This is a genomic window from Thalassococcus arenae (genome assembly GCF_019104745.1).
Taxonomy (GTDB): Bacteria; Pseudomonadota; Alphaproteobacteria; order Rhodobacterales; family Rhodobacteraceae; genus Thalassococcus_B; species Thalassococcus_B arenae.
On sequence record NZ_JAHRWL010000002.1, the window covers coordinates 874,032 to 900,536 of the forward strand.

The 26,505-nt window shown below is 65.7% G+C and carries 33 protein-coding genes and 1 tRNA gene; 11 read left to right on the forward strand and 23 right to left on the reverse strand.

From position 1 onward, the window contains the following. Nucleotides 1–22: 22 nt before the first annotated feature. The 6 genes from KUH32_RS15560 to KUH32_RS15585 all read right to left on the reverse strand — a co-directional run bounded on the left by KUH32_RS15560 (nucleotide 23) and on the right by KUH32_RS15585 (nucleotide 4,938). Nucleotides 23–439, reverse strand: a complete 417-nt coding sequence (locus KUH32_RS15560; protein WP_217779514.1) for a universal stress protein — start codon at nucleotides 437–439, stop codon at nucleotides 23–25. Nucleotides 440–730: 291 nt separating this feature from the next. After that, nucleotides 731–1,726, reverse strand: coding sequence for an acryloyl-CoA reductase (gene acuI, locus KUH32_RS15565; RefSeq protein WP_217779515.1), 996 nt, complete (start codon nucleotides 1,724–1,726; stop codon nucleotides 731–733). A gap of 85 nt (nucleotides 1,727–1,811) precedes the next feature. Then, nucleotides 1,812–2,912, reverse strand: coding sequence for a dimethylsulfoniopropionate demethylase (locus tag KUH32_RS15570; RefSeq protein ID WP_217779516.1), 1,101 nt, complete (start codon nucleotides 2,910–2,912; stop codon nucleotides 1,812–1,814). Beyond that, nucleotides 2,903–3,436 carry a DinB family protein gene (locus KUH32_RS15575; RefSeq protein ID WP_217779517.1) on the reverse strand — a complete coding sequence of 178 codons (534 nt, stop codon included), beginning with the start codon at nucleotides 3,434–3,436 and terminating at the stop codon, nucleotides 2,903–2,905. The genes KUH32_RS15570 and KUH32_RS15575 overlap by 10 nt, the downstream gene beginning before the upstream one ends. Then, complete coding sequence (locus KUH32_RS15580) at nucleotides 3,433–4,146, reverse strand: DUF1326 domain-containing protein (protein WP_217779518.1); 714 nt, start codon at nucleotides 4,144–4,146, stop codon at nucleotides 3,433–3,435. The genes KUH32_RS15575 and KUH32_RS15580 overlap by 4 nt, the downstream gene beginning before the upstream one ends. A 3-nt stretch (nucleotides 4,147–4,149) precedes the next feature. Next, nucleotides 4,150–4,938: a DUF2182 domain-containing protein gene (locus KUH32_RS15585; RefSeq protein WP_217779519.1), complete on the reverse strand. Its 789-nt coding sequence runs from the start codon at nucleotides 4,936–4,938 to the stop codon at nucleotides 4,150–4,152. A 59-nt stretch (nucleotides 4,939–4,997) separates the two neighbouring features. Between KUH32_RS15585 and KUH32_RS15590 the strand changes: the two genes are divergently transcribed. The 8 genes from KUH32_RS15590 to KUH32_RS15625 all read left to right on the forward strand — a co-directional run bounded on the left by KUH32_RS15590 (nucleotide 4,998) and on the right by KUH32_RS15625 (nucleotide 12,286). Further along, complete coding sequence (locus KUH32_RS15590) at nucleotides 4,998–5,741, forward strand: FadR/GntR family transcriptional regulator (RefSeq protein ID WP_217779520.1); 744 nt, start codon at nucleotides 4,998–5,000, stop codon at nucleotides 5,739–5,741. Nucleotides 5,742–5,792: 51 nt separating this feature from the next. Further along, nucleotides 5,793–6,677, forward strand: coding sequence for a LysR family transcriptional regulator (locus tag KUH32_RS15595; protein WP_217779521.1), 885 nt, complete (start codon nucleotides 5,793–5,795; stop codon nucleotides 6,675–6,677). Nucleotides 6,678–6,768: 91 nt separating this feature from the next. Continuing rightward, a complete protein-coding gene (locus KUH32_RS15600; protein ID WP_217779522.1) occupies nucleotides 6,769–7,593 on the forward strand; it encodes a putative hydro-lyase in 825 nt (274 codons plus the stop codon). Between the two features lie 27 nt (nucleotides 7,594–7,620). Further along, complete coding sequence (locus KUH32_RS15605; protein ID WP_217779523.1) at nucleotides 7,621–8,655, forward strand: TRAP transporter substrate-binding protein; 1,035 nt, start codon at nucleotides 7,621–7,623, stop codon at nucleotides 8,653–8,655. Between the two features lie 25 nt (nucleotides 8,656–8,680). Beyond that, nucleotides 8,681–9,229: a TRAP transporter small permease subunit gene (locus KUH32_RS15610; RefSeq protein ID WP_217779524.1), complete on the forward strand. Its 549-nt coding sequence runs from the start codon at nucleotides 8,681–8,683 to the stop codon at nucleotides 9,227–9,229. Next, nucleotides 9,226–10,509 carry a TRAP transporter large permease gene (locus KUH32_RS15615; protein WP_217779525.1) on the forward strand — a complete coding sequence of 428 codons (1,284 nt, stop codon included), beginning with the start codon at nucleotides 9,226–9,228 and terminating at the stop codon, nucleotides 10,507–10,509. Before KUH32_RS15610 ends, KUH32_RS15615 begins: the two co-directional genes overlap by 4 nt. Nucleotides 10,510–10,514: 5 nt before the next feature. Further along, nucleotides 10,515–11,276 carry a 5-oxoprolinase subunit B family protein gene (locus tag KUH32_RS15620; protein ID WP_217779526.1) on the forward strand — a complete coding sequence of 254 codons (762 nt, stop codon included), beginning with the start codon at nucleotides 10,515–10,517 and terminating at the stop codon, nucleotides 11,274–11,276. Continuing rightward, complete coding sequence (locus KUH32_RS15625; protein WP_217779527.1) at nucleotides 11,273–12,286, forward strand: 5-oxoprolinase subunit C family protein; 1,014 nt, start codon at nucleotides 11,273–11,275, stop codon at nucleotides 12,284–12,286. The genes KUH32_RS15620 and KUH32_RS15625 overlap by 4 nt, the downstream gene beginning before the upstream one ends. Nucleotides 12,287–12,318: 32 nt before the next feature. On the opposite strand, the gene KUH32_RS15630 is transcribed toward KUH32_RS15625, so the two are convergent. Beyond that, nucleotides 12,319–12,395 (reverse strand) — tRNA-Arg (locus KUH32_RS15630). A gap of 108 nt (nucleotides 12,396–12,503) precedes the next feature. Between KUH32_RS15630 and KUH32_RS15635 the strand changes: the two genes are divergently transcribed. Then, on the forward strand, nucleotides 12,504–13,991 hold the full coding sequence (locus KUH32_RS15635; RefSeq protein ID WP_217779528.1) for a fused MFS/spermidine synthase: 1,488 nt from the start codon (nucleotides 12,504–12,506) through the stop codon (nucleotides 13,989–13,991). A gap of 18 nt (nucleotides 13,992–14,009) precedes the next feature. Here KUH32_RS15635 and KUH32_RS15640 read toward each other — a convergent pair whose 3' ends face one another. The 14 genes from KUH32_RS15640 to iscR form a co-directional block, all read right to left on the reverse strand. Then, complete coding sequence (locus KUH32_RS15640) at nucleotides 14,010–15,230, reverse strand: cysteine desulfurase (RefSeq protein ID WP_217779529.1); 1,221 nt, start codon at nucleotides 15,228–15,230, stop codon at nucleotides 14,010–14,012. Next, nucleotides 15,223–15,819: a YIP1 family protein gene (locus KUH32_RS15645; protein ID WP_217779530.1), complete on the reverse strand. Its 597-nt coding sequence runs from the start codon at nucleotides 15,817–15,819 to the stop codon at nucleotides 15,223–15,225. The genes KUH32_RS15640 and KUH32_RS15645 overlap by 8 nt, the downstream gene beginning before the upstream one ends. Then, nucleotides 15,816–16,307: a YIP1 family protein gene (locus KUH32_RS15650; RefSeq protein WP_217779531.1), complete on the reverse strand. Its 492-nt coding sequence runs from the start codon at nucleotides 16,305–16,307 to the stop codon at nucleotides 15,816–15,818. Before KUH32_RS15650 ends, KUH32_RS15645 begins: the two co-directional genes overlap by 4 nt. Further along, nucleotides 16,307–17,587, reverse strand: coding sequence for a SufB/SufD family protein (locus KUH32_RS15655; protein ID WP_217779532.1), 1,281 nt, complete (start codon nucleotides 17,585–17,587; stop codon nucleotides 16,307–16,309). The genes KUH32_RS15650 and KUH32_RS15655 overlap by 1 nt, the downstream gene beginning before the upstream one ends. After that, nucleotides 17,587–18,342, reverse strand: a complete 756-nt coding sequence (sufC, locus tag KUH32_RS15660) for a Fe-S cluster assembly ATPase SufC (RefSeq protein WP_217779533.1) — start codon at nucleotides 18,340–18,342, stop codon at nucleotides 17,587–17,589. Before sufC ends, KUH32_RS15655 begins: the two co-directional genes overlap by 1 nt. Before the next feature lie 27 nt (nucleotides 18,343–18,369). After that, nucleotides 18,370–18,972, reverse strand: coding sequence for a hypothetical protein (locus KUH32_RS15665; protein ID WP_348541128.1), 603 nt, complete (start codon nucleotides 18,970–18,972; stop codon nucleotides 18,370–18,372). Next, complete coding sequence (locus KUH32_RS15670; RefSeq protein WP_217779534.1) at nucleotides 18,969–19,283, reverse strand: heavy metal-binding domain-containing protein; 315 nt, start codon at nucleotides 19,281–19,283, stop codon at nucleotides 18,969–18,971. The genes KUH32_RS15665 and KUH32_RS15670 overlap by 4 nt, the downstream gene beginning before the upstream one ends. 184 nt (nucleotides 19,284–19,467) lie before the next feature. Further along, a complete protein-coding gene (locus KUH32_RS15675; RefSeq protein WP_217779535.1) occupies nucleotides 19,468–19,644 on the reverse strand; it encodes a hypothetical protein in 177 nt (58 codons plus the stop codon). Further along, nucleotides 19,641–19,835, reverse strand: coding sequence for a hypothetical protein (locus tag KUH32_RS15680; RefSeq protein WP_217779536.1), 195 nt, complete (start codon nucleotides 19,833–19,835; stop codon nucleotides 19,641–19,643). Before KUH32_RS15680 ends, KUH32_RS15675 begins: the two co-directional genes overlap by 4 nt. Next, nucleotides 19,835–20,017, reverse strand: a complete 183-nt coding sequence (locus KUH32_RS15685; RefSeq protein ID WP_217779537.1) for a hypothetical protein — start codon at nucleotides 20,015–20,017, stop codon at nucleotides 19,835–19,837. The genes KUH32_RS15680 and KUH32_RS15685 overlap by 1 nt, the downstream gene beginning before the upstream one ends. 4 nt (nucleotides 20,018–20,021) lie before the next feature. Continuing rightward, the gene (locus KUH32_RS15690; protein WP_217779538.1) at nucleotides 20,022–20,327 is read right to left on the reverse strand and encodes a hypothetical protein; all 306 of its coding nucleotides are present in this window, start codon (nucleotides 20,325–20,327) and stop codon (nucleotides 20,022–20,024) included. Between the two features lie 4 nt (nucleotides 20,328–20,331). Next, nucleotides 20,332–21,870 (reverse strand): Fe-S cluster assembly protein SufB, encoded by a 1,539-nt coding sequence (gene sufB, locus KUH32_RS15695; protein WP_217779539.1) that lies wholly within the window; start codon nucleotides 21,868–21,870, stop codon nucleotides 20,332–20,334. A gap of 15 nt (nucleotides 21,871–21,885) precedes the next feature. Then, nucleotides 21,886–22,932, reverse strand: coding sequence for a cysteine desulfurase family protein (locus KUH32_RS15700; RefSeq protein ID WP_217779540.1), 1,047 nt, complete (start codon nucleotides 22,930–22,932; stop codon nucleotides 21,886–21,888). Between the two features lie 60 nt (nucleotides 22,933–22,992). Further along, on the reverse strand, nucleotides 22,993–23,457 hold the full coding sequence (gene iscR, locus KUH32_RS15705) for a Fe-S cluster assembly transcriptional regulator IscR (protein ID WP_217779541.1): 465 nt from the start codon (nucleotides 23,455–23,457) through the stop codon (nucleotides 22,993–22,995). Between the two features lie 157 nt (nucleotides 23,458–23,614). Between iscR and KUH32_RS15710 the strand changes: the two genes are divergently transcribed. Then, the gene (locus KUH32_RS15710) at nucleotides 23,615–24,268 is read left to right on the forward strand and encodes an alpha/beta hydrolase (protein WP_217779542.1); all 654 of its coding nucleotides are present in this window, start codon (nucleotides 23,615–23,617) and stop codon (nucleotides 24,266–24,268) included. Nucleotides 24,269–24,277: 9 nt separating this feature from the next. Further along, the gene (locus tag KUH32_RS15715) at nucleotides 24,278–24,559 is read left to right on the forward strand and encodes a hypothetical protein (RefSeq protein ID WP_217779543.1); all 282 of its coding nucleotides are present in this window, start codon (nucleotides 24,278–24,280) and stop codon (nucleotides 24,557–24,559) included. Nucleotides 24,560–24,568: 9 nt separating this feature from the next. On the opposite strand, the gene KUH32_RS15720 is transcribed toward KUH32_RS15715, so the two are convergent. Beyond that, on the reverse strand, nucleotides 24,569–24,997 hold the full coding sequence (locus KUH32_RS15720; RefSeq protein ID WP_217779544.1) for a DUF1801 domain-containing protein: 429 nt from the start codon (nucleotides 24,995–24,997) through the stop codon (nucleotides 24,569–24,571). 77 nt (nucleotides 24,998–25,074) lie between these two features. Beyond that, complete coding sequence (gene lpdA / locus KUH32_RS15725; protein ID WP_217779545.1) at nucleotides 25,075–26,469, reverse strand: dihydrolipoyl dehydrogenase; 1,395 nt, start codon at nucleotides 26,467–26,469, stop codon at nucleotides 25,075–25,077. Nucleotides 26,470–26,505 lie beyond the last annotated feature (36 nt).

A 26,505-nucleotide genomic window follows, 5' to 3' on the forward strand; every position in this document is an offset into this window, starting at 1 on the left:
CGCGGTTTCCCGAGAGCCGGGCTCAGCCGCGCACCACGAAGACCGAACAGCGCGCGTGTTCGGCGATCTTTCCACCGTTGGACGGCCAGACATAGTCCAACAACCCGGGGATATGGCTTTGCATCACCACGAGGTCGGCGCCGGTGTCGTCCACCGCCTTCATCAGTGCATCGTCCACCTCGGTGGTGGGGTCGTGGGCGACGACCGGGTGGGCCGAAGCGCTCAGCCCCCTGCCCGACGTCTGTTCGGCCGCGAAGGCCGACAGTTTCCTGCCGTATTCGGCCGGCGTGTGCGCCACCGATGACGGTGTGCCCGATGTCACGCCGACATAAACCAGTTCGGCCCCGTAATGCGCCGCAAGATCCACGGCGCAATCCAGCGCCCGCTGCAATCGCTCGCGATGCGCCAGGTCCACCGGTACCATTATTTTCCTGAACATTCGGTCCCTCCCTCCGGCAATTCTTGCGGATGTCCCCGATGGCAACGGTGTCGCCCGGGGCTTGGTTCCATCGTTTACCCTAGAACAGGAACGCCGAAATTGAAACACGTCCACGGTGTGCCCGCCGGTCCGGGGGCCAAAAGCGACATGCGTGGAGCATGCAGGCGCGTATCGCGCGCGCCGACTCGATGCCGGCATGCGGCAGGGCGCAGCGGCCTGTGCCCGGCTCCTGGGCACCGGGCGGCGTTTGCCGCGACCGGCGGGGACGCCGGTCGCAGATGCGGCGCCGGTTCAGGCGTTGACGTCGACCACCACGCGGCCCTTGACCTGACCCTTGAGGATGTCGGCACCGAGGCCCGGCAGATCGGCCAGCGTGGCGGGGTGCACCATCGCTTCGAGCTTGGTCATCGGCAGGTCGCGGGCGATCCGCTCCCAGGCGCGCAGGCGGTTGTCGTAGGGCTGCATGACGCTGTCGATGCCCAGCAGGTTCACCCCGCGCAAAAGAAACGGCACGACGGTCGCGGGCAGACCCGCCCCGCCAGCCAGGCCGACCGCGGCCACCGAGGCGCCGTATTTCATCTGCCCCAGCACGCGGGCCAGCATCGCTCCGCCGACGGCATCGACGCAGCCCGTCCAGGTCTCGGATTCCAGAGGCCGCTTGACGGTCTCGTTGATCTCTTCGCGCGGCACGATCTGCGTGGCGCCGAGATCCCTCAGATAGGCCTCGGTCTCGGGCCGGCCGGTCACCGCCGCGACCTCGTGGCCCAGCTTGGCCAGGATCGCCGTGGCGACCGATCCCACGCCGCCCGCGGCACCCGTCACCAGGACCGGACCGTGACCCGGCTTCAGGCCGTGATCCTCCAGCGCCATCACCGCCAGCATCGCGGTAAAGCCGGCCGTGCCCACCGCCATGGCCTGCCGGGTATCCAACCCCTCGGGCAGCGGCACCAGCCAGTCGGCCTTGACCCGCGCCTTCTGCGAATAGCCGCCCCAATGCGCCTCGCCGACGCGCCAGCCGGTCAGCACGACCTTGTCGCCGGGCTTGTAGCGGGCGTCGTCGGATGTCTCGACCGTGCCGGCGAAATCGATGCCCGGCACATGCGGATACTTGCGCACCAGCCCGCCCCCCGGCCCGATGCACAGCCCGTCCTTGTAGTTGACGGTGGAATACTCGACGGCGACCGTCACCTCGGCCTGGGGCAGATCGCCCATCTCGAGCGTTTCCACCGCGGCGGATGTCTTGCCGCTGTCCTCGTCCTTGCGGACCACCAATGCCTTGAAGCTCATCGTCTTTCTCCCTGTCTTCATCTTGCCGGGTAAACTCCGGGGAGCGCGAGGGGCTGGCCCCTCGCATCCGCCCGCGCCATCCGCGTCAGATCCAGAACGCCTCGCGCACGCGGGCCGCGCGCGGGCCGTCCGGCGTGTCCACCCGCAACTCGGTGCCGGCATCCCAATGCGTCATCCGTACCATGCCGATCGCCACACCGGTGCCGAAATCCGGGCTGTTGGCGGCGCTGGTCACGCGGCCCACCCGCTTGTCGCCGTCCATCAACGGCCAGAACCGGTCGCAACCCGGCACGGGGCCCTCGATCTCGATGGCGCGGATCTGGCGCACCGGGCCGTCTGTCGCCACCCGCAGCAGCGCGTCACGGCCGACGCAGCCGATGGCGGTGGCGGTGTTGCAGAACCGGCCCAACCCGCATTCATGCGGCGTGTTGGTGCGGTCCATGTCGTTGCCGTAGCTCAGCAGCCCGCCCTCGATCCTTTCGATCAGGTTGGGACAGCCGGCGCGCACGTCCAGGTCGCGCCCGGCTTCCATCAGCGCGTTCCACAGCGGCATCCCGGCATCGGTGCCGTCGACATAGATCTCGAACCCACCCTGCTTGGAATAGCCCGACCGCGCGACGACATGGCTGCGGCCCTGGAACTCGAACCAGCCGAAGCGGAAGAACCGGATGTCGCGCACCGCATCGCCAAAGACCCGCGCCATCAGATCGTCCGACTTCGGCCCCTGCACCGCCAGCGGAGACACATCCGGTTCGTCGATCAGCACATCGAGGCGATAGCCATAGGCGATGCCCTTGACCCAAAGCAGCAGATCGCTGTCGGCGATCGAGATCCACCAACGGTCCTCGGCCAGCTTGACGGCAACGGGGTCGTTCAGCATGCCGCCGGTCTCGTCGACGATGGGCACGTAGAAACACTGCCCGGGCAGCATCCCGCGCAGGTCGCGCGGCGTCAGCATCTGCATCAGGCGCGCGGCGTCGGGCCCGCGCAGTTCGACCTGGCGTTCGCAGGCCACGTCCCAGACCTGCACCGCCTCTTTCAGGTGCCGGTAATCTTCCTCGACCGAATGAAAGACCGTGGGCAGCAGCATGTGGTTGTAGACCGTGTATCCCTTGACGCCGGCGGCTTCGACGCCGTCGGAAAAAGGGGTCCTGCGCAGGCGCCGGGACGGGGAAATCAATGCCATTCCGGAACCTCGTCTGGCATGAAGGGAATGTCGGTGTCGTGGGTCCTGACCCCGAACGCGGTCAGCATCGCGTGGACCTGCCCGCGATGATGGGTCTGGTGGTTGAACAGCTGCATCACGCAGACCGCGCGGGGCTTGGTCATGTCGCGTTGCAGCGCCTTGGAATACCAGCTGAGATCGCCCTCGAAATCGCCCTGTTCGGTGGACCACGCCCAGGACGCGAGACGCGCATCGAGTTTCGGCCGCTCGGCCATCATCGTGGGCCAGTCGTAGAGCGTGGCCCAGTCGAGTTGCGACAACGCGACATCGGGCAACGGATCGGGCCCCGGCCCGCCGTCGAACCGCGCGACCCAAAGCGTGTCGCCCCAGAAAAGATGCGCCAGCGTGGCATGGATCGAGCCAAAGAAGGCGCCGCGGTCGGCGCGCCGCTCCTCCTCGCTCAGCCCGTTGGCGGCGGCGAACATCCACTGGTTCTGCCAGGCGTTGTAGCGCGCCATCATGCGCGCGTAGTCGGGCGAGATCATTTGCCGCCCGCGCTGCCGGACCAGTCGATCGGGCAGATTTCGGCCGACTTGCCGCCGAAATCCCAGACATGGCCGAAATCGCGCACCTTCGACTTGGTGCCGCGCGCGGCGATGATGTCGGGGCCCATCCAGTACTTGGAGTTCGAGATCATCACCGGATGGTCGGGGCTTGCGCCTTCGATCATCTCGATCTCGCCCTGGATCTTGCGGCCCACGTAAAGACCGCGCTTGGTGCCCTCGCGCACGATCTCGACCTTTTCGCGTTCGGCCGAGATGATGTCGCTGACGAGCATGGTGAACAGCCCCGTAGTGCCGCCGGCCTGGCCCGAGAAGATGCGCAGGATGCCATTGTAGGCCTTGCCGCTGGCGCGTTCGTCGACATAGGCCGCGACCTGCCAGCCGCCTTCGGCCATGCGGCCGGGAATATAGACCATCAGGCCGACATTCAGCCCCGCCAGGCTTTCGCCCTCGTAATGCCCCTCGTCGATGGCGATGGCCATCCAGGCCTTGCAATCGCCTTCGGTCGGCTCGTGCTTGCCCAGGCTGACAACGCAGGGACAGAAGACGGTGCACGAGCAGTTGAGGAACAGCTCGCCCTTGATCGCCCAGTCGGTCGGGTTCATCTGCCGCCGCTTTGGGTTCTGCATCCGTTGATCGATCCGCTGGCTGATCGGCAACCTGTCGGCGTCGGGGCGTTTGGTGGGTGCCATGTCTTATCCTCCGGTCATCATCGGCCAGGCCAGGACGGCCAGACCGCCCGCGATCAGCGCGACACCGGCGGGTTTCATCACCCGGTGGCCGATCTGCGGCAATTTCTCAAGAACCATGAACGCCGTGGCGAGACCCATCCACAACAGGCTCATCACCCCGCCGACGAAACCGAGCGCCATGAAACCCCAGCAGCAGCCGACGCAATAGGCGCCAAGGTTCAGTCCCATGCGCAATCCGCCCATGCCGCCCGGGCGCCAATGGCCCAGGAAATAGGTCATGGGCGCGTGGCAGACGCCGTGGCAAACCTCCTTGGCACGGGTGAACTGGAACGCGCCGACGACGATCAGCAGCCCAGCTTGAAAGGCGCGCGTGATGCCGATCCCCAGCATGTCGATCACACCGCCGAACAGAAGCGCCAGTTGCACACCCGCGATCAGCGCGGCAAACCCGACCCAGACGGCGAAATATCCGGCAACCAGCCCAAGCCAGCCCGCGATGCTGCCATTGGCGCTGTGCATCAGGTCTTCGTAGGCGCGCAAGGTCGGCACCATCGTGGGCAGCATCATCGCCGCCATCATCGCGGCCCACATCCAGAACAGCGGCCCGAACCGTGCCATCGGCATGTCCATCGGCATCCGCGGGTCCATGCCGCGCATCGCCTCAGCCATGGCGTCAGGCCGGCCGATCCAGTCCAGGCCCATGCCCGTCGCCATCAGGTAAAGCCAGGCCCAGGCCGCCAGAATCGCACCGAAGAAGGCCAGCCATGCTGCGCTTCTCAGGACCGGATTCATCGCTGCCCTCCCCGACTCGACTTGACGGGATAATTGTCAGACAATTAAATGTCTGACAAATGAAAATTGACCCAAAAGCCACGTCTGACCTGTCAGCCCAGATCGCCGAGGCGATCCGCGACGCCATCGTGTCGGGCAAGCTGATCGTCGACGAACGCCTGCCATCCGAGGCCGAACTGGCCGAGCAATTCGCCGTCAGCCGCACCACCGTGCGCGAGGCGCTGAAACGGCTGGCGGCGCAATCGCTGATCCGCACGCAGCGTGGTGCCTTCGGCGGGGCGTTCGTCAACCGGATCACCTTCGAGGCCGCGCATGGCCAGCAGATCACCACCGCGACGCTGCTTCTGTCGATGAACGAGGTCGATTTCGACACCGCCTGCGAAGCGCGCTTTGCGCTGGAACGGGCCTGCGCGCCGCTGTCGGCGGCGCGGCGCAGCGCAGATCACCTGGCCACCATGCGCGCCGAAATCCACCGCCAGGGTCAGCAAGGGCTGAGCGACGAGGCGTTCTGCGCCTCGGACGTGACCTTTCACCGGGCATTGGTGGACGGGGCGCAGAACCCGGTTCTGTCCTACCACCTGGCCGGCGCGGTCGAGGCGATGCAGCCGCTGATGAACATGATCACCTTCACCGCCCGGTCGCGGGCCGAGATCATCGCCCGCCACGTCGCCATCGCCGATGCGGTCGAGGCCGGGGACGGCACCGCCGCCGAGGCCGGGCTGGCCGATCTGTGCCGCTATACCCAGGGTCTGGCCGCGCATGTGCTGGAAGAACGGCGCAAGCGCGATGCGGCCAAGGTCTGACGCGCGCCGATCACCCTGTTCGCCGCCGGTCCGGCCTGCCAGAGTGACCGCATGAGCCAGATCAACCTCGACCAGCTGAACGCCTTTCTGCACGTCGTCCGCCTGGGCGGCGTCACCAAGGCCGCCGAGGCGCTGCACCTGACCCAGCCCGCGGTGACCGCGCGCATCCGCAATCTCGAGGCCAGCATCGGCGCGGCGCTGTTCGACCGGCACGGGGGCGGCCTGCGACTGACCAAGCGGGGCGAGATGCTGTTGGGCTATGCCGAACAGTTCGAACGGCTGACCGGCCTTGTCCAGCGCGACATCACCGCGCCCGAAGGCGTCGAGGGGCGGTTGCGGCTGGGCGTGTCCGAGACCATCGCGCAATGCTGGCTGCCCGACCTCATCTACCGCCTGCACGGATTGTATCCGCGGCTCGAGATCGAACTGCATGTCGATATCTCGATCAACCTGCGCGCGGCCCTGCTGGACCGCGCACTGGACCTGGCCGTGTTGCTGGGCCCGGTGTCGGAGTTTTCGGTCGACAATGTCGATCTTCCGGGTTTCGACCTGGCGTGGTACGTGTCGGCCAAGGCGCCGGCGCGGTCCGATCCGGCCGGCCATTTGCAGCGCCCGGTCCTGACCTATGCCCGCCAGACCCGTCCCTACCGCGAATTGAAGAAGTTGTTGCAGGATCACATCGGCCCGGGCGTCACGCTTTTCCCGTCCTCATCGCTGTCGGCCTGTTTCCGGCTGGTCGAGGCCGATCTGGGTGTCGCTGCCCTGCCGCGCGCCCTGGGCCGCGATTTCGTTGCCAAAGGCACGATCCGCGAATTCGACCCCGGCTGGGTGCCGCCGCCGTTGCATTTCACCGCGTCCTACCTGGCCGATCCGCACAGCCCGATGATCGAAACCGCCGCCCGCATGGCCCGCGAGGTGGCGCGGGATTACGCCTGACATAGATTTCGCTTATGCATAGCGCGTAAATATTTGAATTGGATTTTATCAAGGCGCGGTGTCATGCCTGTTGGCAACAGGGGGATGCCGATTGGCCAAGGATCATCAGACACTCCGAACCGGGACGGTGCGCGACGTGCGCACCGCGATCCGCAGCGGGGATTACCGTTCGCACACGGCCGGGCTGGGCCTGGGTTTTCTGCAGACCAACCTGGCCATCCTGCCGCAGGATTTCGCGCTGGATTTCATGCGCTATTGCCAGCGCAACCCCAAGCCCTGCCCGTTGGTGGGCGTGTCCGATACCGGCGATCCGATGATGCGCACGCTGGGACGCGACATCGACATCCGCACCGATGTGCCCGCCTACAACATCTATCGCGACGGTCGCCTGGCCGAAACCGTGACCGACATTTCCGCCTTGTGGCGCGATGACCTGGTGGCTTTCGCCCTTGGCTGTTCGTTCACCTTCGAACGCGCGCTGATCGAGGCCGACATCCCGGTCTGGCATATCGAGAACGACAGCACCGTGCCGATGTTCCGGTCCAGCATCGACACCGTCCCCGCAGGCCCGTTCCGCGGCAAGATGGTGGTGTCGATGCGGTCCGTCGCGCGCGACAGCGTTGCCGCGGTCACCGACATCTCGCGCCGCTTTCCTCTGGCCCATGGCGCACCGGTCCATGCCGGCGATCCCGCTGCCATCGGCATCGCGGAAGTGACCCGCCCCGACTGGGGCGATCCGGCGCCGGTCCTGCCCGGCCATGTCCCGGTCTTCTGGGCCTGCGGCGTGACCCCGCAGGTGGCGCTCGAGGCCGCGGGCGCACCGCTCTGCATCACGCACAAGCCGGGCCACATGCTGATCACCGACATCCCCGAGGATGCCGAGGTGCCCGTTCTACCCCCCGAAAAGACACCCTGAGATACCGAACCAACAAGGAGAGACACGATGAGAACCACGATTGCGATGCTTGCCGCGACCACGATGCTGGCCGGGCCCGTCCTTGCCGAGGACCTGTCGGTCGTCGGCAGCTGGTCGGGCCTGCCGCTGCACATGGAATTCGAAGCGCCGTTTTGGTCGGAAAAGCTGCCCGCCGCGTCCGGCGGCAACCTGAACGTCGCGCTAACCACGCACAACCAGATGAACCTCGGCGTGGGCGATGTGTTCCGCTTGTTGGGCGACGGCGTCTATGACGTGGCGATGACCGTGGCGGACTATGCCGTGGCGGATGCGCCCGAACTGGAAGGGCTGGACGTGCCGCTGCTGGCGCTGACCGCCGACGAGGCGCGCGCGATGGTCGACGCCGCCCGCCCGATGGTCGAGGATATCTACAACGCGCGATTCAATAGCCATGTACTGGCCATCGCGCCTTATCCGCCGCAGGTCGTTTTCTGCAATGCCGAGATCAACGGGTTGGACGACCTGGCCGGCAAGAAGGTGCGCGGTTCGGGCCGGATGACCACGCTGTTCCTCGAGGCGCTCGGCGCCGAGGGCGTGAACGTCAGCTTTTCCGAAGTGCCGGGCGCGCTGCAGAAGGGCGTGGTGGATTGCGCCATCACCGGCGCCGGGTCGGGCTATTCCGCCGGCTGGTGGGAGGTGTCGACGCATCTGCTGCCGATCCCGCTGGGCGGCTGGGACAGCGTCGTGACCGCGATCAACCTGGACAAGTGGAACAGCCTGGACGACGCCACCAAGGCGCTGATCGAGGAAAGCATCGCCACCGATTTCGAAGGCCCCGCCTGGGCCGCTGCCCAGGGCGCGCTGGACAACGACATCGCCTGCCTGACCGGCAACGGCGCCTGCGCCTCGGGTGACGCGCGGTCGATGACGCTGGTTTCGGTCTCCGACGCCGATTTCGCCAAGGCGCGCGAAGTGCTGGTGGGCAAGGTTCTGCCCGACTGGGCCGAACGTGCCGGCGGCGACTGGGCGCAGCGCTGGAACGACAGCGTCGGCAAGACCGTCGGCGTGATGATCGGCGGCTGACAAACGGCCGCAGGAGGACCCCCCAATGGCGCAAGACTTGCTTTCCACCCTTCGGCGCGTCAACCGCGTCGTGGCCCTGCTGGTCGGCGTTCTGCTGATGGGCTGCGTGGCCTTCGTGCTGGCGGATATCGTCTTGCGCCAGTTGGGATCCTCGCTGGGCGGCACCGACGAGATCAGCGGCTATGTCATGGCCATCGCGACGGCCTGGGGCATGGGCTATACGCTGCTCGAACTGGGTCATGTCCGCATCGACCTGCTGCGCAGCCGCGCGCCCGCCCCCGGGCGCGCGCTGTTCGACCTGGCCGCGATGCTGGCGCTGGCGGGCACGGTGACGCTGATCGCCATTCGCGGCTGGCCGGTGCTGTCACGGTCGCTGGCCAATTCCTCGCGCGCGAACACGCCGCTGGAAACCCCGCTGGCGCTGGTCCAGGCGCCCTGGCTTGCGGGCTGGGCGTGGTTCGCGGTGATGGCCTGGCTGACTTTCGTGGCCGCCGTGATCCTGGTCCTGCGCGGCGATTTCAAGGCTTCGGAAGCGACGATCGGAACCTTTGGCGAACTGGATGCCCTGAAATGATCGGATACATCACCGCCGGGCTGCTGGGCCTGCTGTGCCTGTCGATCCCTGTCGGCATCGTGCTTTTCCTGCTGGGTTTCGGTATCGACGCCTTCTTCAGCCCGTTTCCACTGACAAAGGGCTTGGGCAACCTGGTCTGGTCGACCTCGAACAACGCCACTCTGATCGCCATTCCGTTCTTCGTCCTGCTGGGCGAGATCCTGGTGCGCAGCGGCATCGCCACCCGCACCTATGCCGCGCTGGACCGCTGGGTCAGCTGGCTGCCGGGCGGGCTGGTCCATGCCAACGTGGCCACCGCGACGATGTTTTCGGCCACGTCCGGGTCGTCGGTGGCCACCGCCGCGACCGTAGCCACGGTAGCCATGCCGCAGGCCGAGAAACTGGGCTACGATCCCAAGCTGTTTTCCGGCGCCATCGCGGCGGGCGGCACGCTGGGGATCATGATCCCGCCCTCGATCAACCTGATCGTCTACGGCTTTCTGACCCAGACCTCGATCCCGCGGCTGTTCCTGGCGGGGCTGGTGCCCGGCATCGCGCTGGCGCTGGCCTTCATCGCGATCACGGCCATCCTGTGCGCGCTTCGGCCCGAACTGGGCGGCCAGCGCCGGGTCTTTCCGCTGTCCGAGATGCTGCGCGCATTGCTGGAACTGATCCCGATCATCCTTTTGTTCACCATCATCATCGGCACGATCTACCAGGGCTGGGCCACGCCCACCGAAGCCGCCGCCGTGGGCGTCGCGGGCGCCATCGCCATCGCCGCGATGTTCAGCGGCGTGACCCTGGCCATGCTGCGCGAGGCGATCCTGGGCACGGTCAAGATCACCTCGATGATCATGCTGGTGGTGATCGGCGCATCGTTCCTGAATTTCACCCTGGCCTCGGCCGGCATCGGGCGTGAGCTGCAGGCCTTCCTCGAAGGGCTCGGCCTGTCGCCGCTGGCCTTCATGATGGTGGTGGTGCTGATCTACATCGTGCTGGGTTTCTTCATCGAGACGCTGTCGCTGATGGTCATCACGATCCCGATCATCGTGCCGCTGGTCGTGGCGCAGGGGTTCGACCCGATCTGGTTCGGCATCCTGATGATCGTGCTGATCGAGATGGCGCTGATCACGCCTCCGGTGGGTCTCAACCTGTATGTGGTGCAAGGCGCGCGACGGTCGGGGCGGATGTCCGAGGTGATGATCGGCACGATCCCCTATCTGCTGATGATGCTGCTGATGGTTGTGGCGTTGATCGCCTTTCCACAAATCGCGTTGTTCCTGCCCGACGCGCTGCAATAACCGCGATGGCTGCACCGCGCGATACGACCCGGCCCGGCGGCGCGGGCTTTCCCCGGCTCGATCCCTTGGGCAGCGACGGGCTGCTAGTGGGTTTCGGCGACCGGCTGAGCGAAGCGGCCAACCGTGCCGCGCTGGCCTTTCGCGCGGCGGCCGACACCGCCCTGCCCGGCGTGGCCGAAAGCTCGACCTCTCTCGCCTCGGTCTACCTGCGCTACGATCCGTCCGCCACCGGCCTGGCCGACATGCGCGCAGCGGTCGAGGCCCTGTTGGCGCAACGCGACTGGTACGGCGCCGATCTGCCGCCGGGCCGGCGGCTGATCCGCATCCCCACCGTCTTCGGCACCGATCTGGCCCCGCAACTGGCCGAAGCGGCCGAGGCGGCCGGGCTGACCCCGGATGCTGCGATCCGGTCGATCGCTGAGACCCGCGTGCGGGTGCAGACCATCGGCTTTGCCCCGGGCCAGCCCTATCTGGGCGAATTGCCGCCCGCCTGGGACATCCCGCGGCAAAGCCGGCTGACCGAGCGCATTCCCGTCGGCGCGCTGACCGTGGCGATCCGGCAACTGGTGCTGTTCTCGGTCTCGACCCCGACGGGATGGCGGCATGTCGGCCAGACCGCCTTTCGCGCCTTTCGCCCCGACAGCGACACGCCCTTCGTTCTGCGCGCGGGCGACGAGGTGGAATTCGTCCCCGTCCCCGCAGACATGCTGGACGGCCTGTGCGACCAGGGCCCCGATGGCGGCGCCGCGTTCGAGCCGCTGCCATGAGCGCGCTGCGGGTACTGCGCGCCGGGCCGGGTGTCACGGTTCAGGATATGGGCCGGCCCGGCTATCTCGGGTTCGGCCTGTCGCGCGGCGGCGCCGCCGACCGGCTGGCCCTGTCCGAAGGCGCGGCGTTGCTGGGACAGGACACGGACCTGGCGGCGCTGGAAATGGCCGGTTTCGGAGGCGTTTTCGAGGCCATGCAGGACCTGCGCATCGCTCTCAGCGGCGCACCGATGTCAGCCAGCATCGACGGCACGCGCATCGCCTGGAACGCCAGCCACGCCCTGCCCCAAGGCGCACGGCTGGAGATCGGTGGCGTCACCGCAGGCTGCTACGGCTACCTGCATGTCGGCGGCGGGTTCGACACGCCGATCCGATTGGGTTCGCGCGCAGCGCATCTCGCCGCCGGGCTGGGCACGCCGGTTGCCGCCGGCCAGATCCTTTCCGTGGGCGTCGATCCGAAACCCGACCGGGTCGGCTTGTGCCTCGACCCCGATCCGCGGTTCGAGGGCGGGCGGGTGCGACTGCTGGCCGGACCGCAGACCCGACTTTTCTCAAGCGACGAACTGGCGCGGTTTCTGTCCGATCCATTCCGCCGAGACACCCGCGGCAACCGGATGGGCGTCCGCCTGATCCCGTCGGACGCACCCTATGCCAGCCAGGCGGGGCTGTCGGTCCTGTCCGAGGTGGTCGTGCCGGGCGACGTGCAGATCACCGGTGACGGCACGCCCTTCGTGTTGATGACGGAATGCCAGACCACCGGCGGGTATCCCCGCATCGGCACCGTTCTGGCCGCCGACCTGCCACGCGTGGCCCAGGCTCCCGCCGGCGCGACACTGAGGTTCGAATTCGCCGAAACCGAAACCGCATCCCGGATCGAAGCAGCCGAGGCCCGTCGCATCGCAACGCTGCGCAACCGCCTGCGCCGCCTGATCCGCGATCCAGCCGAAATCCGTGATCTGCTCTCCTATCAACTGATCAGCGGCGCGATCGCCGGGAACGAACCCGGCTAGCAATGCCGGAACTGATCGCATGTTCGGGAAAATGGCGCACCCGAGAGGATTCGAACCTCTGGCCTCTGCCTTCGGAGGGCAGCGCTCTATCCAGCTGAGCTACGGGTGCCTGACGCGGGTCATAGGCCAATCCGACCGGCGCCGCAATCGCAAATCCTCTTGCCATCAGGGGCGCCGGTCGCAACATGTCGCGATTGGTTCGCAACGGGAAAACGTCGTGACACGCCTCTCGCCTCTCTGGTTGTTCGTTGCGCTGCAAGCTGTCGTTTCGGCGGCATCGCTGGTGGTCGAAATCGTGGCGGGTCGCATGCTGGCGCCCTATGTGGGCATGTCGCTTTATACCTGGACGGCGGTGATCGCGGTCGTTCTGGCGGGGTTTTCCGTCGGCCATTGGGCCGGAGGCATCCTGGCCGAACGGCCGTCGGCGCGGGCGTTGCGCGCGACCGGATGGGCCCTGTTCGGGGCGGCGCTGACCACGGCACTGGCCGGACAGGCGCTTCGGCTTGCATCCGGACCGGTGCTGGACGGCGCGCCGCATCCGGTCTGGGGCATCACCGGGCTGACACTGGCGGCGTTCTTCCTGCCATCCTTCTTTGCCGGCATACCCGCCCCGGTTCTGACCAAGGTCGCGCTGGACAGCGGCACCCGGCCGGGCCGGGCCCTGGGCGCGATGTTCGCCTCGGGCGCGGTGGGCGCGATCGCGGGCACCTTGCTGGCGGGGTTCGTCTTCATCGCGTGGCTGGGCAGCGCGCTGACGCTGGCAGTGGTGACGGCGGTCTATGGCGCGGGCGCCTTGCTGTGCCTGTGGCTGGCGCGCGCGCAACCGACATGGCCGGGAGCCGCGACCATCGCCATCGCAGCGCTGGCCATACAGAGTGTCACCGCCCCGGGGCCCTGCACCGTCGAAAGCCGCTATTTCTGCCTGACCGTTTCGGACGTCTCGGCCGATCCTGAACGTCCGGTGCGCGCGATGGTCCTGGACCATCTTGTTCACGGCATCTCGGCACGCGACCTGCCGCAGGTGCATTTCACCCAACATGCCGCGATGCTGGACGGGCTGTCGCAGCGGCGCGCCCCTGTTGCCGACTTTTCGAGCTTTTTCATAGGCGGCGGCAACTACGCCCTGCCCAGGGCTTTCGCCGATCGCGGGCTGACGCGGATCACGGTGGCCGAGATTGATCCGGCGGTGACGGCACTGGCAGCATCGGCGTTCTGGTTCGACCCGGCAAAGGCCGACATCCTGCACCAGGATGCGCGCATGGCGCTGGCCCGTGGCGACGAACGCTACGACGTGATCGTCGGCGACGCCTTTACCGACACCGCCGTACCGCAGCACCTGGTGACGCGGGAATTCTTCGACCTGGTGCGGCTTCGGCTGACGCCTGGCGGCAGCTATCTGATGAACGTGATCGACTATACCGACCGGCTAAAGGCCGTGGGCAGCCTGGTGGCCACGCTGCGCACGGTGTTCCCGGTCGTCGAGGTCTGGACCGAAGCGCGCCGTCCCGAACCTGGTGCGCGGGTGGTCATGGTGATCGTGGCCGGCACGGCACAGACGCAGGTGCCGCGCTTTACGGTCCCCGCGCCGGAGCTTACGGAATTCGCCGCTCTCGGAGACGCATTCGTTGATCGGCTTGCCGCGCAGGGGATCGTCCTGACCGACGACTACGCACCGATCGACCGGCTGGTCGGCGCGGTGGACTGACCCGTGCCGCACCTGCGATCAGGCGAACAGTTCATGCGCCAGTTCCAGCGCTTCGACCAGCACATCGACCTCGTCGGTCGTGTTGTAGAGCCCGAAGGAGGCGCGGCAGGTCGCCGACAGACCGAGATGATCCATCAAAGGCCCCGCGCAATGATGCCCGGCGCGCACCGCGACGCCCTTCTTGTCGAGAATGGTCGAGATGTCATGGGCATGGGCCGCCCCGTCCAGCGTGAAGGAAAAGATCGCGCCCTTGTTTCGTGCCGTGCCCTGCACCTGCAGCCAGTTGAGTCCGTCCAGTCTGGTCCGCGCGTAGTCGCGCAGCGATGCCTCGTGGGCGGCGATGTTTTCCATCCCCAGCCCCATCATGTAATCCAGCGCCACGCCCAGGCCGATGGTCTGGACGATACCCGGCGTTCCGGCCTCGAACTTCATCGGCGGATCGTTCCAGGTGATCTCGTCCTTGTGGACCTCGCGGATCATGTCGCCGCCGCCCATGAAGGGTCGCATCTCGTCCATGCGTTCGCGGCGAATGAAGATCGCACCCGATCCGGACGGACCATAAAGCTTGTGGCCGGTGATGGCATAGAAATCGCAGCCCAGATCGGCGACGTTCACCGGCATGTGCACCGCGGCCTGGCTGCCGTCGACCAGCACCGGCACGCCCTGGGCGCGGGCACCCTCGCAGATGGCCTTGACGTCGACCACAGTGCCCAGGACGTTCGACATATGCGTCACGGCGACAAGCTTGGTGCGCGGGGTAACTGCCGCGAGGATCTTTTCGGGGTCCAGCGCGCCGGTCTCGTCCACGTCGACCCAGACCAGTTTCACCCCCTGGCGTTCGCGCAGGAAATGCCAGGGCACGATATTGGCGTGATGCTCCATCACCGACAGGACGATCTCGTCGCCTTCCTGCATGCGCGGCATCGCCCAGCCATAGGCGACCAGGTTGATCGCTTCGGTCGTGCCCGAGGTGAAGACGATCTCTTCTTCGTCCGGAGCGCCGAGGAACCGCGCGATGGTGCCGCGCACGGCCTCGTATTTCTCGGTAGCGAGGTTGGACAGGAAGTGCAGGCCACGGTGGACGTTGGAGTATTCCTCGGAATAGGCGCGCGTGACCGCGTCGATGACGACCTGGGGTTTTTGCGCCGAGGCGCCGTTGTCGAGATAGACCAGCGGCTTGCCGTTCACCTCGCGCGAGAGGATTGGAAAGTCGCGGCGGATGGCGTGGACGTCATACATTGGCAGGCATTCCATTGGGTGCGATCCCGAGCAGCGCCAGAACGATCGTGACCGCGATGGCCATGCCGAGGGCGCCGAAGATCAGCACGAAAGCGGATTTGAACAGGTTGTTGAACGCGTGGGCGGCGTCGACGAAATTGATGGCGATCCAGATACCGAGCGCGGAGATGGCCATCAGTGCCACGCCGCCCAGAACCGCGGAAACCGGGATGATCACCAGAAGACCGGCCTGCGCCAGCACCCGCAAGGCCTGCAACCAGACGATCAGCGCCGCAAGGTCGCTCAACCGCCCGGCCCCGCCCATCATCTGGCCGGTCCAGGTGAGCGCCAACGCCATCGCGGCCATCGACGCGCCCAGCAGGGCGATGAAGGCGCCGGGATTGCCGACAACCATGGCCAGTTCCCGCGGCACCGGCGTGGGGGCCACGATCTGACCCAGCTGGAATACCAGGGTGTTCAGAACCAGCACCAGCAGGAAAGCCGTCACAAGCGCGTTGGGCGGCAGGTTCAAGGTGACGATCCGGCGCGCGGTTTCTTTCGGATCGGTCACGCTGAGCAGGACGAGGGGGCGGAACTCGGACAACGTCATGCGGCCTGCTCCCTTATACGCGCGGCGCGCAATCCGGCCAGCCAGAACCAGACGAAAACGCCCAGCCAGACCAGGCCGGTCAGGTTCAGCGCCGGGCCGGGGCCGATGAACCCGGCCGCCAGCCCGTTCAGCAACGCCATCGGCGCCGAGGCCAGCAGCGCCCAGAACAGCGCCAGGCGCGCCGCGGCGCCGTCGATGCGCCGCCCCAGCAGGTGCAGCACGATCTGGCTGGCCGCGGCAAGCGCGTAGAAGAACAGCGGCGCCACGAAAATCCAGCCCATCAAGGCCCCGCCCAACGCCGCGTTCAGATCGCTGTCGGCAAGATGCGCTTCGCGCGCCAACCGCGGCCATTGCGCGACGAAGATCAGCGCGCAGGCACCCATCAGGAACGCCAGCGACCGGTCCTCGCGCGGGCCGCGTGCAAGCTTGGCCCCCACCACCGCGCCCGGCCCAAGATAGCTGGCCGCTATGTCGCGCGCGACGGGCATCAGGCGTGGCGGTGCCGCGACAGCCAGGCCTCGACCCGGCCGACGATTTCATGCTGCAGCGCCTCGTCCTCGATTTCCTGCACCGCTTCGGCAATGAAGGCGATCACCATGAGGTCTTCGGCAACGCCGCGCGGGATGCCCCGGGCGCGCAGGTAGAACAGGCTGTCCTCGTCGATCGCACCAGAGGTCGATCCGTGCGAGCAGGCGACGTCATCGGCGTAGATTTCCAGTTCGGGCTTGGCCAGAAACTGGCTGTCTTCGTCCAGGAGCAGCGATTGGCTGATCTGGTAGCCGTCGGTCTTCTGCGCGCCTTCCTTGACCAGGATCTTGCCCTGGAACACGCCCACGGCGCCGTTGCGCAGAACCTTCTTGAACACCTGGCGGCTTTCACAATTCACCGCGTCATGCGTGACGAAAACCGTGTCATCGTGGTGGAAATCACCATCGCCCAGGCAAGCACCGGCCACATGCGCCACCGCGTCGTCGCCGGTCAGTTCGATGACCACTTCGTTGCGGGTCAGAACTCCGTTCACGGTCAGCGTGAACGACTTGAAGACAGACTCGGTACCCAGCCGCGCGAACATCGCCGAAGCGGCACGGCGTTCGTGATCGCGCCCCTGGGTTCGGACATGATGCAGCTTGGCGCCATCCGCGATCTCGGCCTCGAGGCACTTGTTGAAGCGGGCCGCTGCCGGGCCGTTTTCCAGGATGGTCAGTTCGACCCCGGCGTCCAGCTTGACCACGTGATGGAGGATGGCATCGGAACTGTCTGATTTATGGTGGTAAATCAGGTTGATCGGCTTGGACGGAGAGCGTGTGACATGGATCAGCACACCATCGGTCGCAAAGGCCGTGTTCAGCGCCGCCAGCGGCCGCTGCACCGGGTCCTGCCCGCGGGTTTCCAGCACACCATAGATGTCGCGCGCCCAGTGTAGGTCGGGCGCATCGGCCAGCCGGTCGATCCGCACGCCCTCCAGCGCCAGATCGTCCGAGGCGTCAGGGTCGAACACCCCGTCCACGAACACGATCTTCAGCCGGTCCATCCCGTCGTAGACCGGTTTTTCCTGCGGATCGAACAAGGCTGCGCGCGGCGCCTCGGGCTGCACCAGCGATTTGGGGTTGGTGTATTTCCAGTATTCGTCCCGCCGGTCGGGCAGGCCCATGGCGCGCAGCCGGGCCAGCGCGTCGCGGCGCGCCGGATCGGACCAACCGCCCTTCGGAAGCGCCAGCGCGGCGATCCGCTCCTGGGTTGCGGTCTGCTTGAGCTGGCTCTGCGCCATCACGCGTCCTCCCCCAGAAGATGGGCATAGCCCTGGGTTTCGACCTCGAGCGCCAGTTCAGGTCCGCCCGTCTTGATGATACGGCCATCGGCCATGATATGCACCACGTCCGGTTTGATGTGGTCCAGAAGCCGCTGATAGTGGGTGATGACCAGAAAGGACCGCCCGGCATCGCGCAGCGCGTTCACGCCATCGGCCACCAGCTTCATCGCGTCCACGTCCAGACCCGAGTCGGTTTCGTCGAGGATGCACATCTTGGGTTCCAGCATCGCCATCTGAAGGATCTCGTTGCGCTTCTTCTCGCCGCCGGAAAAGCCCACATTGACCGGGCGCTTGAGCATGTCGGCGTCGATGTTCAGCGCCTTGGCCTTTTCGCGGATGACCTTGAGGAACTCGGTCGAAGACATTTCATCCTCGCCGCGGGCCTTGCGCTGCGCGTTCACGGCGGTGCGCAGAAAGGTCATGTTGCCGACACCGGGGATTTCCACCGGGTACTGGAAGGCCAGGAAAAGGCCGGCGGCGGCGCGCTCCTCGGGCTCCATGTCCAGGATGTCTTCGCCCTCCAGCGTCGCTTCGCCTTCGGTCACCTCATAGCCGTCACGGCCGGACAGGACATAGGACAAGGTCGACTTGCCCGACCCGTTCGGCCCCATGATCGCATGGACCGATCCGGCCTCGACGGCGAGGTCGACGCCTTTCAGGATCTGCTTGTCCTCTTCTTCAAGCTTGACGTGCAGGTTCTTGATTTCCAGCATGATTTCCTCGTTCTTTCCTGGTGCGGATCAGGGCCGCGACATGAGTTTGACCACCTGAAGAAGACGCTCGGGCGGAATGGGCTGGGGCGCGACGCGGAACTGCGCCATGCGCCCGGTGATCTCGGGCGGGCCGAGGTAATCCTCGACCACGTGGTAATGATCGCGGTTGGTATAGTCGTCGAAGAACAGATCGACCGGCTTGCGCGTGCGGAACGCGGTCGCCAGCGCGCAGCCCTGCCGGAACCGGCCGTCGACCAGAACGACATCGGGCTGGCGGAATTCGCGCAGATCCCAGATTTCGAGCGGATACCGCGCGTAGCGTCGCCATTCCGCGTCGGTCTCCGGATGACCCCAATCCTTGGTCGGGCCGATGTCTGACCAGACGATGTCGATCTCCGTCCCGGCAGCAGGCGGATTGTCGGCGAACCAGCCGCGCATCATTTGCGCCCAGTCCCTGTCCGATTCGACCGAAAACACCGTCTTGTCGGGCATTTCGGCCGCCATCACGGTCGACCCGCCCGACCCGTATTCGAGGATCACGTCCGCGCGCGCGTAGGCCGCGCGCAGAACGGCGGCCTCGGGCTCGGGCATGGTCAGCTCGGGCCGGGATATGGTTGCGGTTCCGCTCACTCGACCGTCACCGCCGTGCCCGAGGCGGACACCATCAGCATCGAATCGCCCACCACCTCGTAGTCGAGGTCGATCCCCACGACCGCGTTTGCACCCACCGCGTTGGCCCGCTGTTCCAATTCGCGCAAGGCCGTGTCGCGGGCATCCTGCAACTTGGATTCGTAGGCACCGGAGCGTCCGCCGATGATGTCCGTGATACCCGCGAACAAATCTCGGAACACGTTGGCACCCATGATCGCCTCGCCCACCACGATGCCGCGATAGGCGGTGATGCGCTTGCCTTCGACCGAATTGGTTGTCGTCAGGATCATAGTTTCTCCAATGCGTTACGCGTCAAAGCTCACGTTTCGTTTTGCCAATGGCAACACCCTGCGACCAGCGCAGGCCGCAACGGCTCGAACCTCGGCCCGATCGAGACCCGAACCGGACACCTGCTGCCGTCGCCGCCCTGCACGGGAAAGGCCGGAGAACCGGCCAGGGTCACCACCGGTGTCATCACGTCCTCCTCAGCACAAGCTGCGCAAACAGGCTGCCGCAGAAGCCAGACAGGAAGGCCAGCCCGATCACCGTTGCCATCGACAGCGCGTCTGTCACCGCGTCGATGACCACCGCAAAGACCGCGCAGAAGAGCCCGGTCAACGCCGCGGTCAGCAGGATCGTCCAGCCGATCATCCGATCATTCCCCGGATCGCCGCCATCGCCACCCAGGCCACCATCCCGGCCAGCACGGCGGTGAAAAAGACCGAACCGCGCACCAGTCCCTCGGTCTTGCCCGACCGCGCGCGGATGCCGAAGCCCAGCAGCGCACCGGCAAAAACGCCAAGGCCGACACCCGCTGTTTCGTGCAGCAGCTGCGCCAGCATCAGCGCGACCTTCCCGCGATCCCCTGGATCGCCCAGGCGACAAGCCGACCGACGATCACCCCGATCGCGATGGCGAAGAACGGGTTGATGAAATCGGACCGGTTCATGTTGACATAAACGACACCCAGCAACCCGCCGAGGATCGGCAGCGCATAGGGCAGCATAGACATCACGCTGCGCATCGTTTCAGCCTTTCTTCGCCGCGGCGATCTGCTTGCGTGCCTCGGCCTCTTCTTCATCGCGACGGGCCTGCATCGCGGCCGCTTCGCGTTCCAGAGCACAACGCGCCAGGATGCGGTACAGCACCACGCCGATGGCAAACCCGGCGATGGCGCCCTGGGCCAATGCGACAGCACCATGTGCCTGCCACGACAGCAGCGTGACAACCACGGCTACAGCCGATCCACCCAGCCCGGCAAAGCGGGCCGGATCGGCATGCCCGGGATAGCGCAGCTGTGTCAGCAGGCCTTCTTCTGTCGCGTTGCCGACCATGGCCTCAGCCCACGCTGCCCTCGAGCGAGATCGCGACCAGCTGTTGCGCTTCCATCGCGAACTCCATCGGCAGCGCCTGCAGCACCTCGCGGCAGAAGCCGTTGACGACCAGTGCCACCGCCTCTTCTTCGTCCATGCCGCGCTGGCGGCAGTAGAACAGCTGATCGTCGTCCACCTTGGACGTCGTCGCCTCGTGCTCGCAGCGCGACGAGTTGTTCTTGACCTCGATATAGGGAACCGTGTGGGCCCCGCATTTGTCGCCGATCAGCAGGCTGTCGCATTGCGTGTAGTTGCGGCTGTTCTTGGCCTTGGGATGCATCGATACGAGGCCGCGATAGGTGTTCTGTGCGCGGCCCGCACTGATGCCCTTGGACACGATGCGCGATTTGGTGTTCTTGCCCAGGTGCACCATCTTGGTGCCGGTATCGGCCTGCTGCATGTTGTTGGTGATGGCGATCGAATAGAACTCGCCCTGGCTGTCGTCGCCGCGCAGGATGCAGGACGGGTATTTCCACGTCACCGACGATCCGGTTTCCACCTGCGTCCACATCACCTTGGCCCGCGCGCCGCGGCAATCGGCGCGCTTGGTGACGAAATTGTAGATCCCGCCCTTGCCGTTCTCGTCGCCGGGATACCAGTTCTGCACGGTGGAATATTTCACCTCGGCGTCTTCCTCGATCACGATCTCGACAACGGCGGCGTGCAGCTGCGCGGTGTCACGCTGCGGCGCGGTGCAGCCTTCGAGATAGCTCACGTAGCTGCCCTTGTCGGCGATGATCAGCGTGCGTTCGAACTGGCCGGTATTCTCGGCGTTGATGCGGAAATAGGTCGACAGCTCCATCGGACAGCGCACGCCGGGCGGCACGTAGACGAACGAACCGTCCGAGAAGACCGCGCTGTTGAGCGTGGCATAGAAGTTGTCCGAGACCGGCACGACCGATCCGAGGTATTTCTTGACCAGGTCGGGATGTTCCCGGATCGCTTCGGAAATCGAGCAGAAGATCACGCCGGCCTTCTTCAGTTCGGCCTGAAAGGTCGTTCCGACGCTGACGCTGTCGAAGACCGCGTCCACCGCCACCTTTCGGGTCTCGGTGCCACCGCCCACCCGGCCCTCGACCGCCGCTTCGCCCGCGCCTTCGACGCCGGCCAGGATCATCTGCTCCTTCAGCGGGATGCCGAGCTTCTTGTAGGTCTCCAGCAGCTTGGGGTCGACATCGTCCAGCGATTTCGGCTTTTCAGCCATGCTTTTCGGGCGGGCATAGTAATACTGGTCCTGGAAGTCGATCTCGGGGTAGTCGACCATCGCCCAGTCCGGTTCCTTCATCTGCAGCCAGCGGTCATAGGCCGCCAACCGCCAGTCGGTCATCCACTGGGGTTCCTCGTTCTTTTCGCTGATGAGTTTGACGATATCCGGCGTCAGCCCCTTGGGGGCGTATTCCATCTCGATATCGGTGTTCCAGCCATGCTTGTAGGTGCTGACGGCGCGGACGGCATCGACCGTTTCCTGCTCGACGCCTTCCTTGACCTCGTATGGTGCACTCATTTCGCTCTCCCCGTTTCACGCCGCGCGGGCGCGGAACTTCTCGTGTTTCTTCAGCCAGGTCTCGCAGAACCGCGAGATTTCGGCTTCGGTGTTCTGCGGCCCCAGGCTGACCCGGATCGCGCTCGAGGCGGTGGCCTCGTCATATCCCATCGCGCGCAGCACGCGGCTGGCCCGAACCTTGCCGCTGGAACAAGCCGAGCCCGCCGAAACGGCAAATCCCGCCAGGTCCATCTGCATCACCTGTGTTTCGCCTTTCCAGCCAGGCGCGGCGAAGCAGGATGTGTTCGGCAATCGAACTGCGCCTTTCCCGACAAAAATAGTCGATGGGGCGCCGGTCTCAAGAGTGTTTTCTAGAATATTTCTAAGTTCCGCAACCCGGTCCCAGGCACCAGCGGCAAGGTCGCGGGCTGCCGCCTCGGCCGCGGCGCCGAATCCGGCGATGCCGACGACGTTCTCGGTGCCGCTGCGCCGGCCCATTTCCTGCCCGCCTCCGCGAATTTGTGCCGCCAGATCGGTGCCGCGCCGCATCACCAGCGCGCCGATGCCCTTGGGCCCGCCGATCTTGTGCGCCGAGATGAGCGCAATCCGGCAACCGATCCAGTTGAAGGCCACGGGGATCTTGCCGAAGGCCTGTGTCGCGTCGACCACCGCCAGACCCTGGGGCAAGTCCTGCACCACGCCGGTTTCGGAATTGGCCGCCTGCAACGCCGTTACGCCGGGGTCGCGGACCGTGACGGCCCCGTTGCGGTCCACGGGAAGATTCGCATCGATCCAGGCCGCAACGGCATCATGTTCGATATCTGCCCCGACAAGACCGCGCCCGGCGCAGGCCAGCGCCGCAGCCTCGGTCGCGCCGGAAACGAACACCACATCTGCGCCATTCGCCCCGAAGGCCTCTGCCACCTGCCCACGCGCCTTTTCGACCAAAGCCTTGGCAGCGCGTCCCTCGGCATGAACGGACGACGGGTTTCCCACCACATCGAATGCCGCGATCATCGCGTTGCGGGCCTCGGCGCGCAACGGCGCGGTCGCGTTCCAGTCCAGATAGATCCGCCCGCTCACGGTTTCGCCCGCTTCATCTTGCCCGACAGGATCGGGCGGGATGCGATGCGCGGCATCGGGTCAGCGTTCATCGTCCACCACCGAAAAGAGCGCCGGCACCGCAGGACAAGGCGCCAGTGTGTTTTCGACGATATCCGAAAGGCGCGTCTGGTGCAGAAAGACATAGACATTCGCCGACAGGCTCATCCACAGCCGGTTGGTCAGCGATTGCGCCTTGCTGCCGGATGCGCCGCCGGACGCACCCGCACCGGTATGCATGGCATCGACCGTTTCGTCCACCGCGCCCAGCACGTCGACGACCCGAATGGCATCCGCCGGTTTCGCCAGCCGGTAACCGCCCCCGGGCCCGCGCACCGAATCCACCAGGCCCGCACGGCGCAACTTGACGAAAAGCTGTTCCAGATAGGGCAGCGAGATGTCCTGCCTGCGGGCGATATCGGACAGGCTGACCAGGCTTTCGGCAGGCTGCAAGGCGATATCCGCCAAAGCCACCATCGCATAGCGTCCCTTGGTGCTGAGTTTCACTGCCGCCCCCTTGCAACACGACACTCCCGGGGCAATTGACCTTGCCCCGCGGATTGCCTATCTGCTGTCAGACCCGGCCGACCGGGCTTTAGAACAATTCTAAGGTGGCTGAGCGAATTCGTCAAGAATTGCGCCGCACCCAACAAGGGACCCGTCAATGCCCGAGGTCATCTTTCCCGGACCCGAAGGCCGCCTGGAAGGCCGATACCACCCGCAGAAGGACCGTGACGCGCCAATCGCAATCGTGCTGCACCCGCATCCGCAGTTCGGCGGGACGATGAACAACAAGGTCGTCTACAACCTGCACTACGCCTTCTACAACATGGGCTTTACCGTGCTGCGGTTCAATTTCCGCGGCGTCGGCCGCAGCCAGGGCGAATACGACCAGGGCGTGGGCGAGTTGAGCGATGCCGCCTCGGCGCTCGACTACCTGCAGTCGATGAACCAGAATTCAAAGCATTGCTGGGTGGCCGGGTTCAGCTTCGGTGCGTGGATCGGCATGCAGCTTCTGATGCGGCGTCCCGAGATCACCGGCTTCGTTTCGGTCTCGCCTCCCGCGAACATGTACGACTTCAGCTTTCTCGCTCCCTGCCCGTCCTCGGGTCTGATCATCAACGGCACCGGCGACCGGGTGGCGCCGCCTGCCGACACCCGGTCTCTGGTGAACAAGCTGCACGAACAGAAAGGCATCACGATCACGCACGAGGAAATCGAGGGAGCCGGACATTTCTTCGAAGAGCCGCATATGGAGACGATGATCGGAACCGTCACGACCTATGTCAAACGCCGTCTGACCGAGAACAGCCGCTAGGGAACGACCATGTCCGTTGTCGACGATCTTGCCGACAAGCTTGCCCAGGACGTCATCAAGGCGATGGACGCGCTGGATCAGGAAGACCTGGCGGAACATGTGGCCAACGTCCTCGGCGCGTCCTCTCCTTCGTCCGAGGAGATCTTTCGCGCGGCCGTCCGCATCCGGCTGGCCGAACGCCGCGCACGCAAGTTTCTGAACGATCATGTCCGCGAGGCGCTCGAGGCCAAGAAAGCCGGCAAGGAGGCCCCCAAGCCGATTGCCCCGGGCTCGGACAACGAAAACCTCTGACCCCAGCCGTCAGGTTGGCCGCACCGGCCAACGCCGGTCGAGATCGTCCAGACCGGCGCGTATCAACCTGCCCAGGACCGTCATGTCGATCCGCGACAACGCGGTCAGATACAGGCAGGACTTGCCCAGTCTGTGCGGCCCCAGCCGGTCGAGGATCGCGCTGAAATCCGAATACCCGGGCATGATATAGACGACCATACTGGCCTTGCGCGGCGCAAAACCGGTGGCCAGGAAATCGCCTTCGCGGCCACTGTCATAGCGATAACGATACGTGCCGTAACCCACCATGGACGGGCCCCACATGCGCGGTTGCCAGCCGGTGACGCGCCGGAACAGCGCGTCCAGTGCCAGCGCATCGTCACGCCGCCGTTCGGGTGCAACAGCTGCAAGAAACGCCGGGACCGACGCGTTCGTCATCACCGTCCGGTTGTCGCTCATGCCCCCAGACTAGCGCGTCTAGACAAATTCCGCGTGCGGAATTTGCAAATTTCTCAAAAGAAATTTGACCCGCCCGCTCAGAAATGGATTGCCCGACCCCAGGCGTCCAGCACGGATTCGTGCATCATCTCGCTCAGCGTGGGGTGTGGAAAAACGGCATTCATCAGGTCCTGTTCCGTGGTCTCGAGCTGGCGTCCGACGACATAGCCCTGGATCAATTCCGTCACTTCGGCACCCACCATATGCGCCCCCAGCAAGGCGCCGGTTTTCGCATCGAAGACAGTCTTGACCAGACCTTCGGGTTCTCCGAGGGCGATGGCCTTGCCGTTGCCGATGAAGGGAAAGCGCCCGACCTTGACGTCAAGGCCCCGCGCCTTCGCCTCGGCCTCGGTCATGCCGACGCTGGCGATCTGGGGATGGCAATAGGTGCAGCCGGCGATGCTGTCGGGATCGACCGCGTGCGGATGCCCGCCGGCGATCAGCTCGGCGACCATAACGCCCTCGTGGCTGGCCTTGTGTGCCAGCCACGGCGCCCCCGCGACGTCGCCGATCGCGTAGAGCCCTTCGATCCCGGTGCGGCAATACGGGTCGGTCACGATGTGGGTCTTTTCGACCTTCACGCCAAGCGCCTCGAGACCAAGCCCTTCGGTGTTTCCGACGATGCCGACGGCGGAAATCACCGTGTCGAACATGTGCTTTTCGCTTTTCCCGCCCGTTTCGATATGGGCGGTGACCGTGCCCTTGCCGCGCTCCAGCCGCTTGACCATCGCCTTTTCGAGGATCGTCATGCCCTGTTTCTCGAATTGCTTCCTCGCAAAGGCGCTGATCTCGGCATCCTCGACAGGCAGGATGTGGTCCATGACCTCGACAACGGTTGTCTGTGCGCCCAGGGTATTGAAAAAGCTGGCGAATTCGATCCCGATCGCGCCCGATCCGATGACCAGCAGTTTTTTCGGCATCCGCGGCGGCACCAACGCGTGCTTGTAGGTCCAGACCAGGTCACCATCCGCTTCCAGCCCCGGCAGTTCCCGCGCCCGGGCCCCCGTGGCCAGCACGATGTCGGGCGCGCTCAGGGTTTCGGTGCCCTTGTCGGTCTTGACCGAGACCTGACGCTTCGCGGGAATCGTCGCCTCGCCCATGATCACGGTCACCTTGTTTTTCTTCAGCAGGTGTCCGACGCCGGAATTCAGCTGTTTGGCCACCCCGCGCGAGCGTTTGACGACCGCATCAAGGTCAAAGCCGATCTTTTCGGCGGACAGGCCGAACTCGCCGGCCCGGTGCATCAGGTGAAATATCTCGGAAGAGCGCAGCATCGCCTTGGTCGGGATGCAGCCCCAGTTCAGGCAGATGCCGCCCATGTGCTCGCGTTCGATGACGCAGACCTTGAGACCCAGCTGTGCCGCCCGGATCGCGGCGACATAGCCGCCCGGTCCGGCGCCGATCACGATGACGTCGTATTCCCCCGCAGCCATGAACACCTCCCTGTCTGGCGATGACGCTAAGCGATC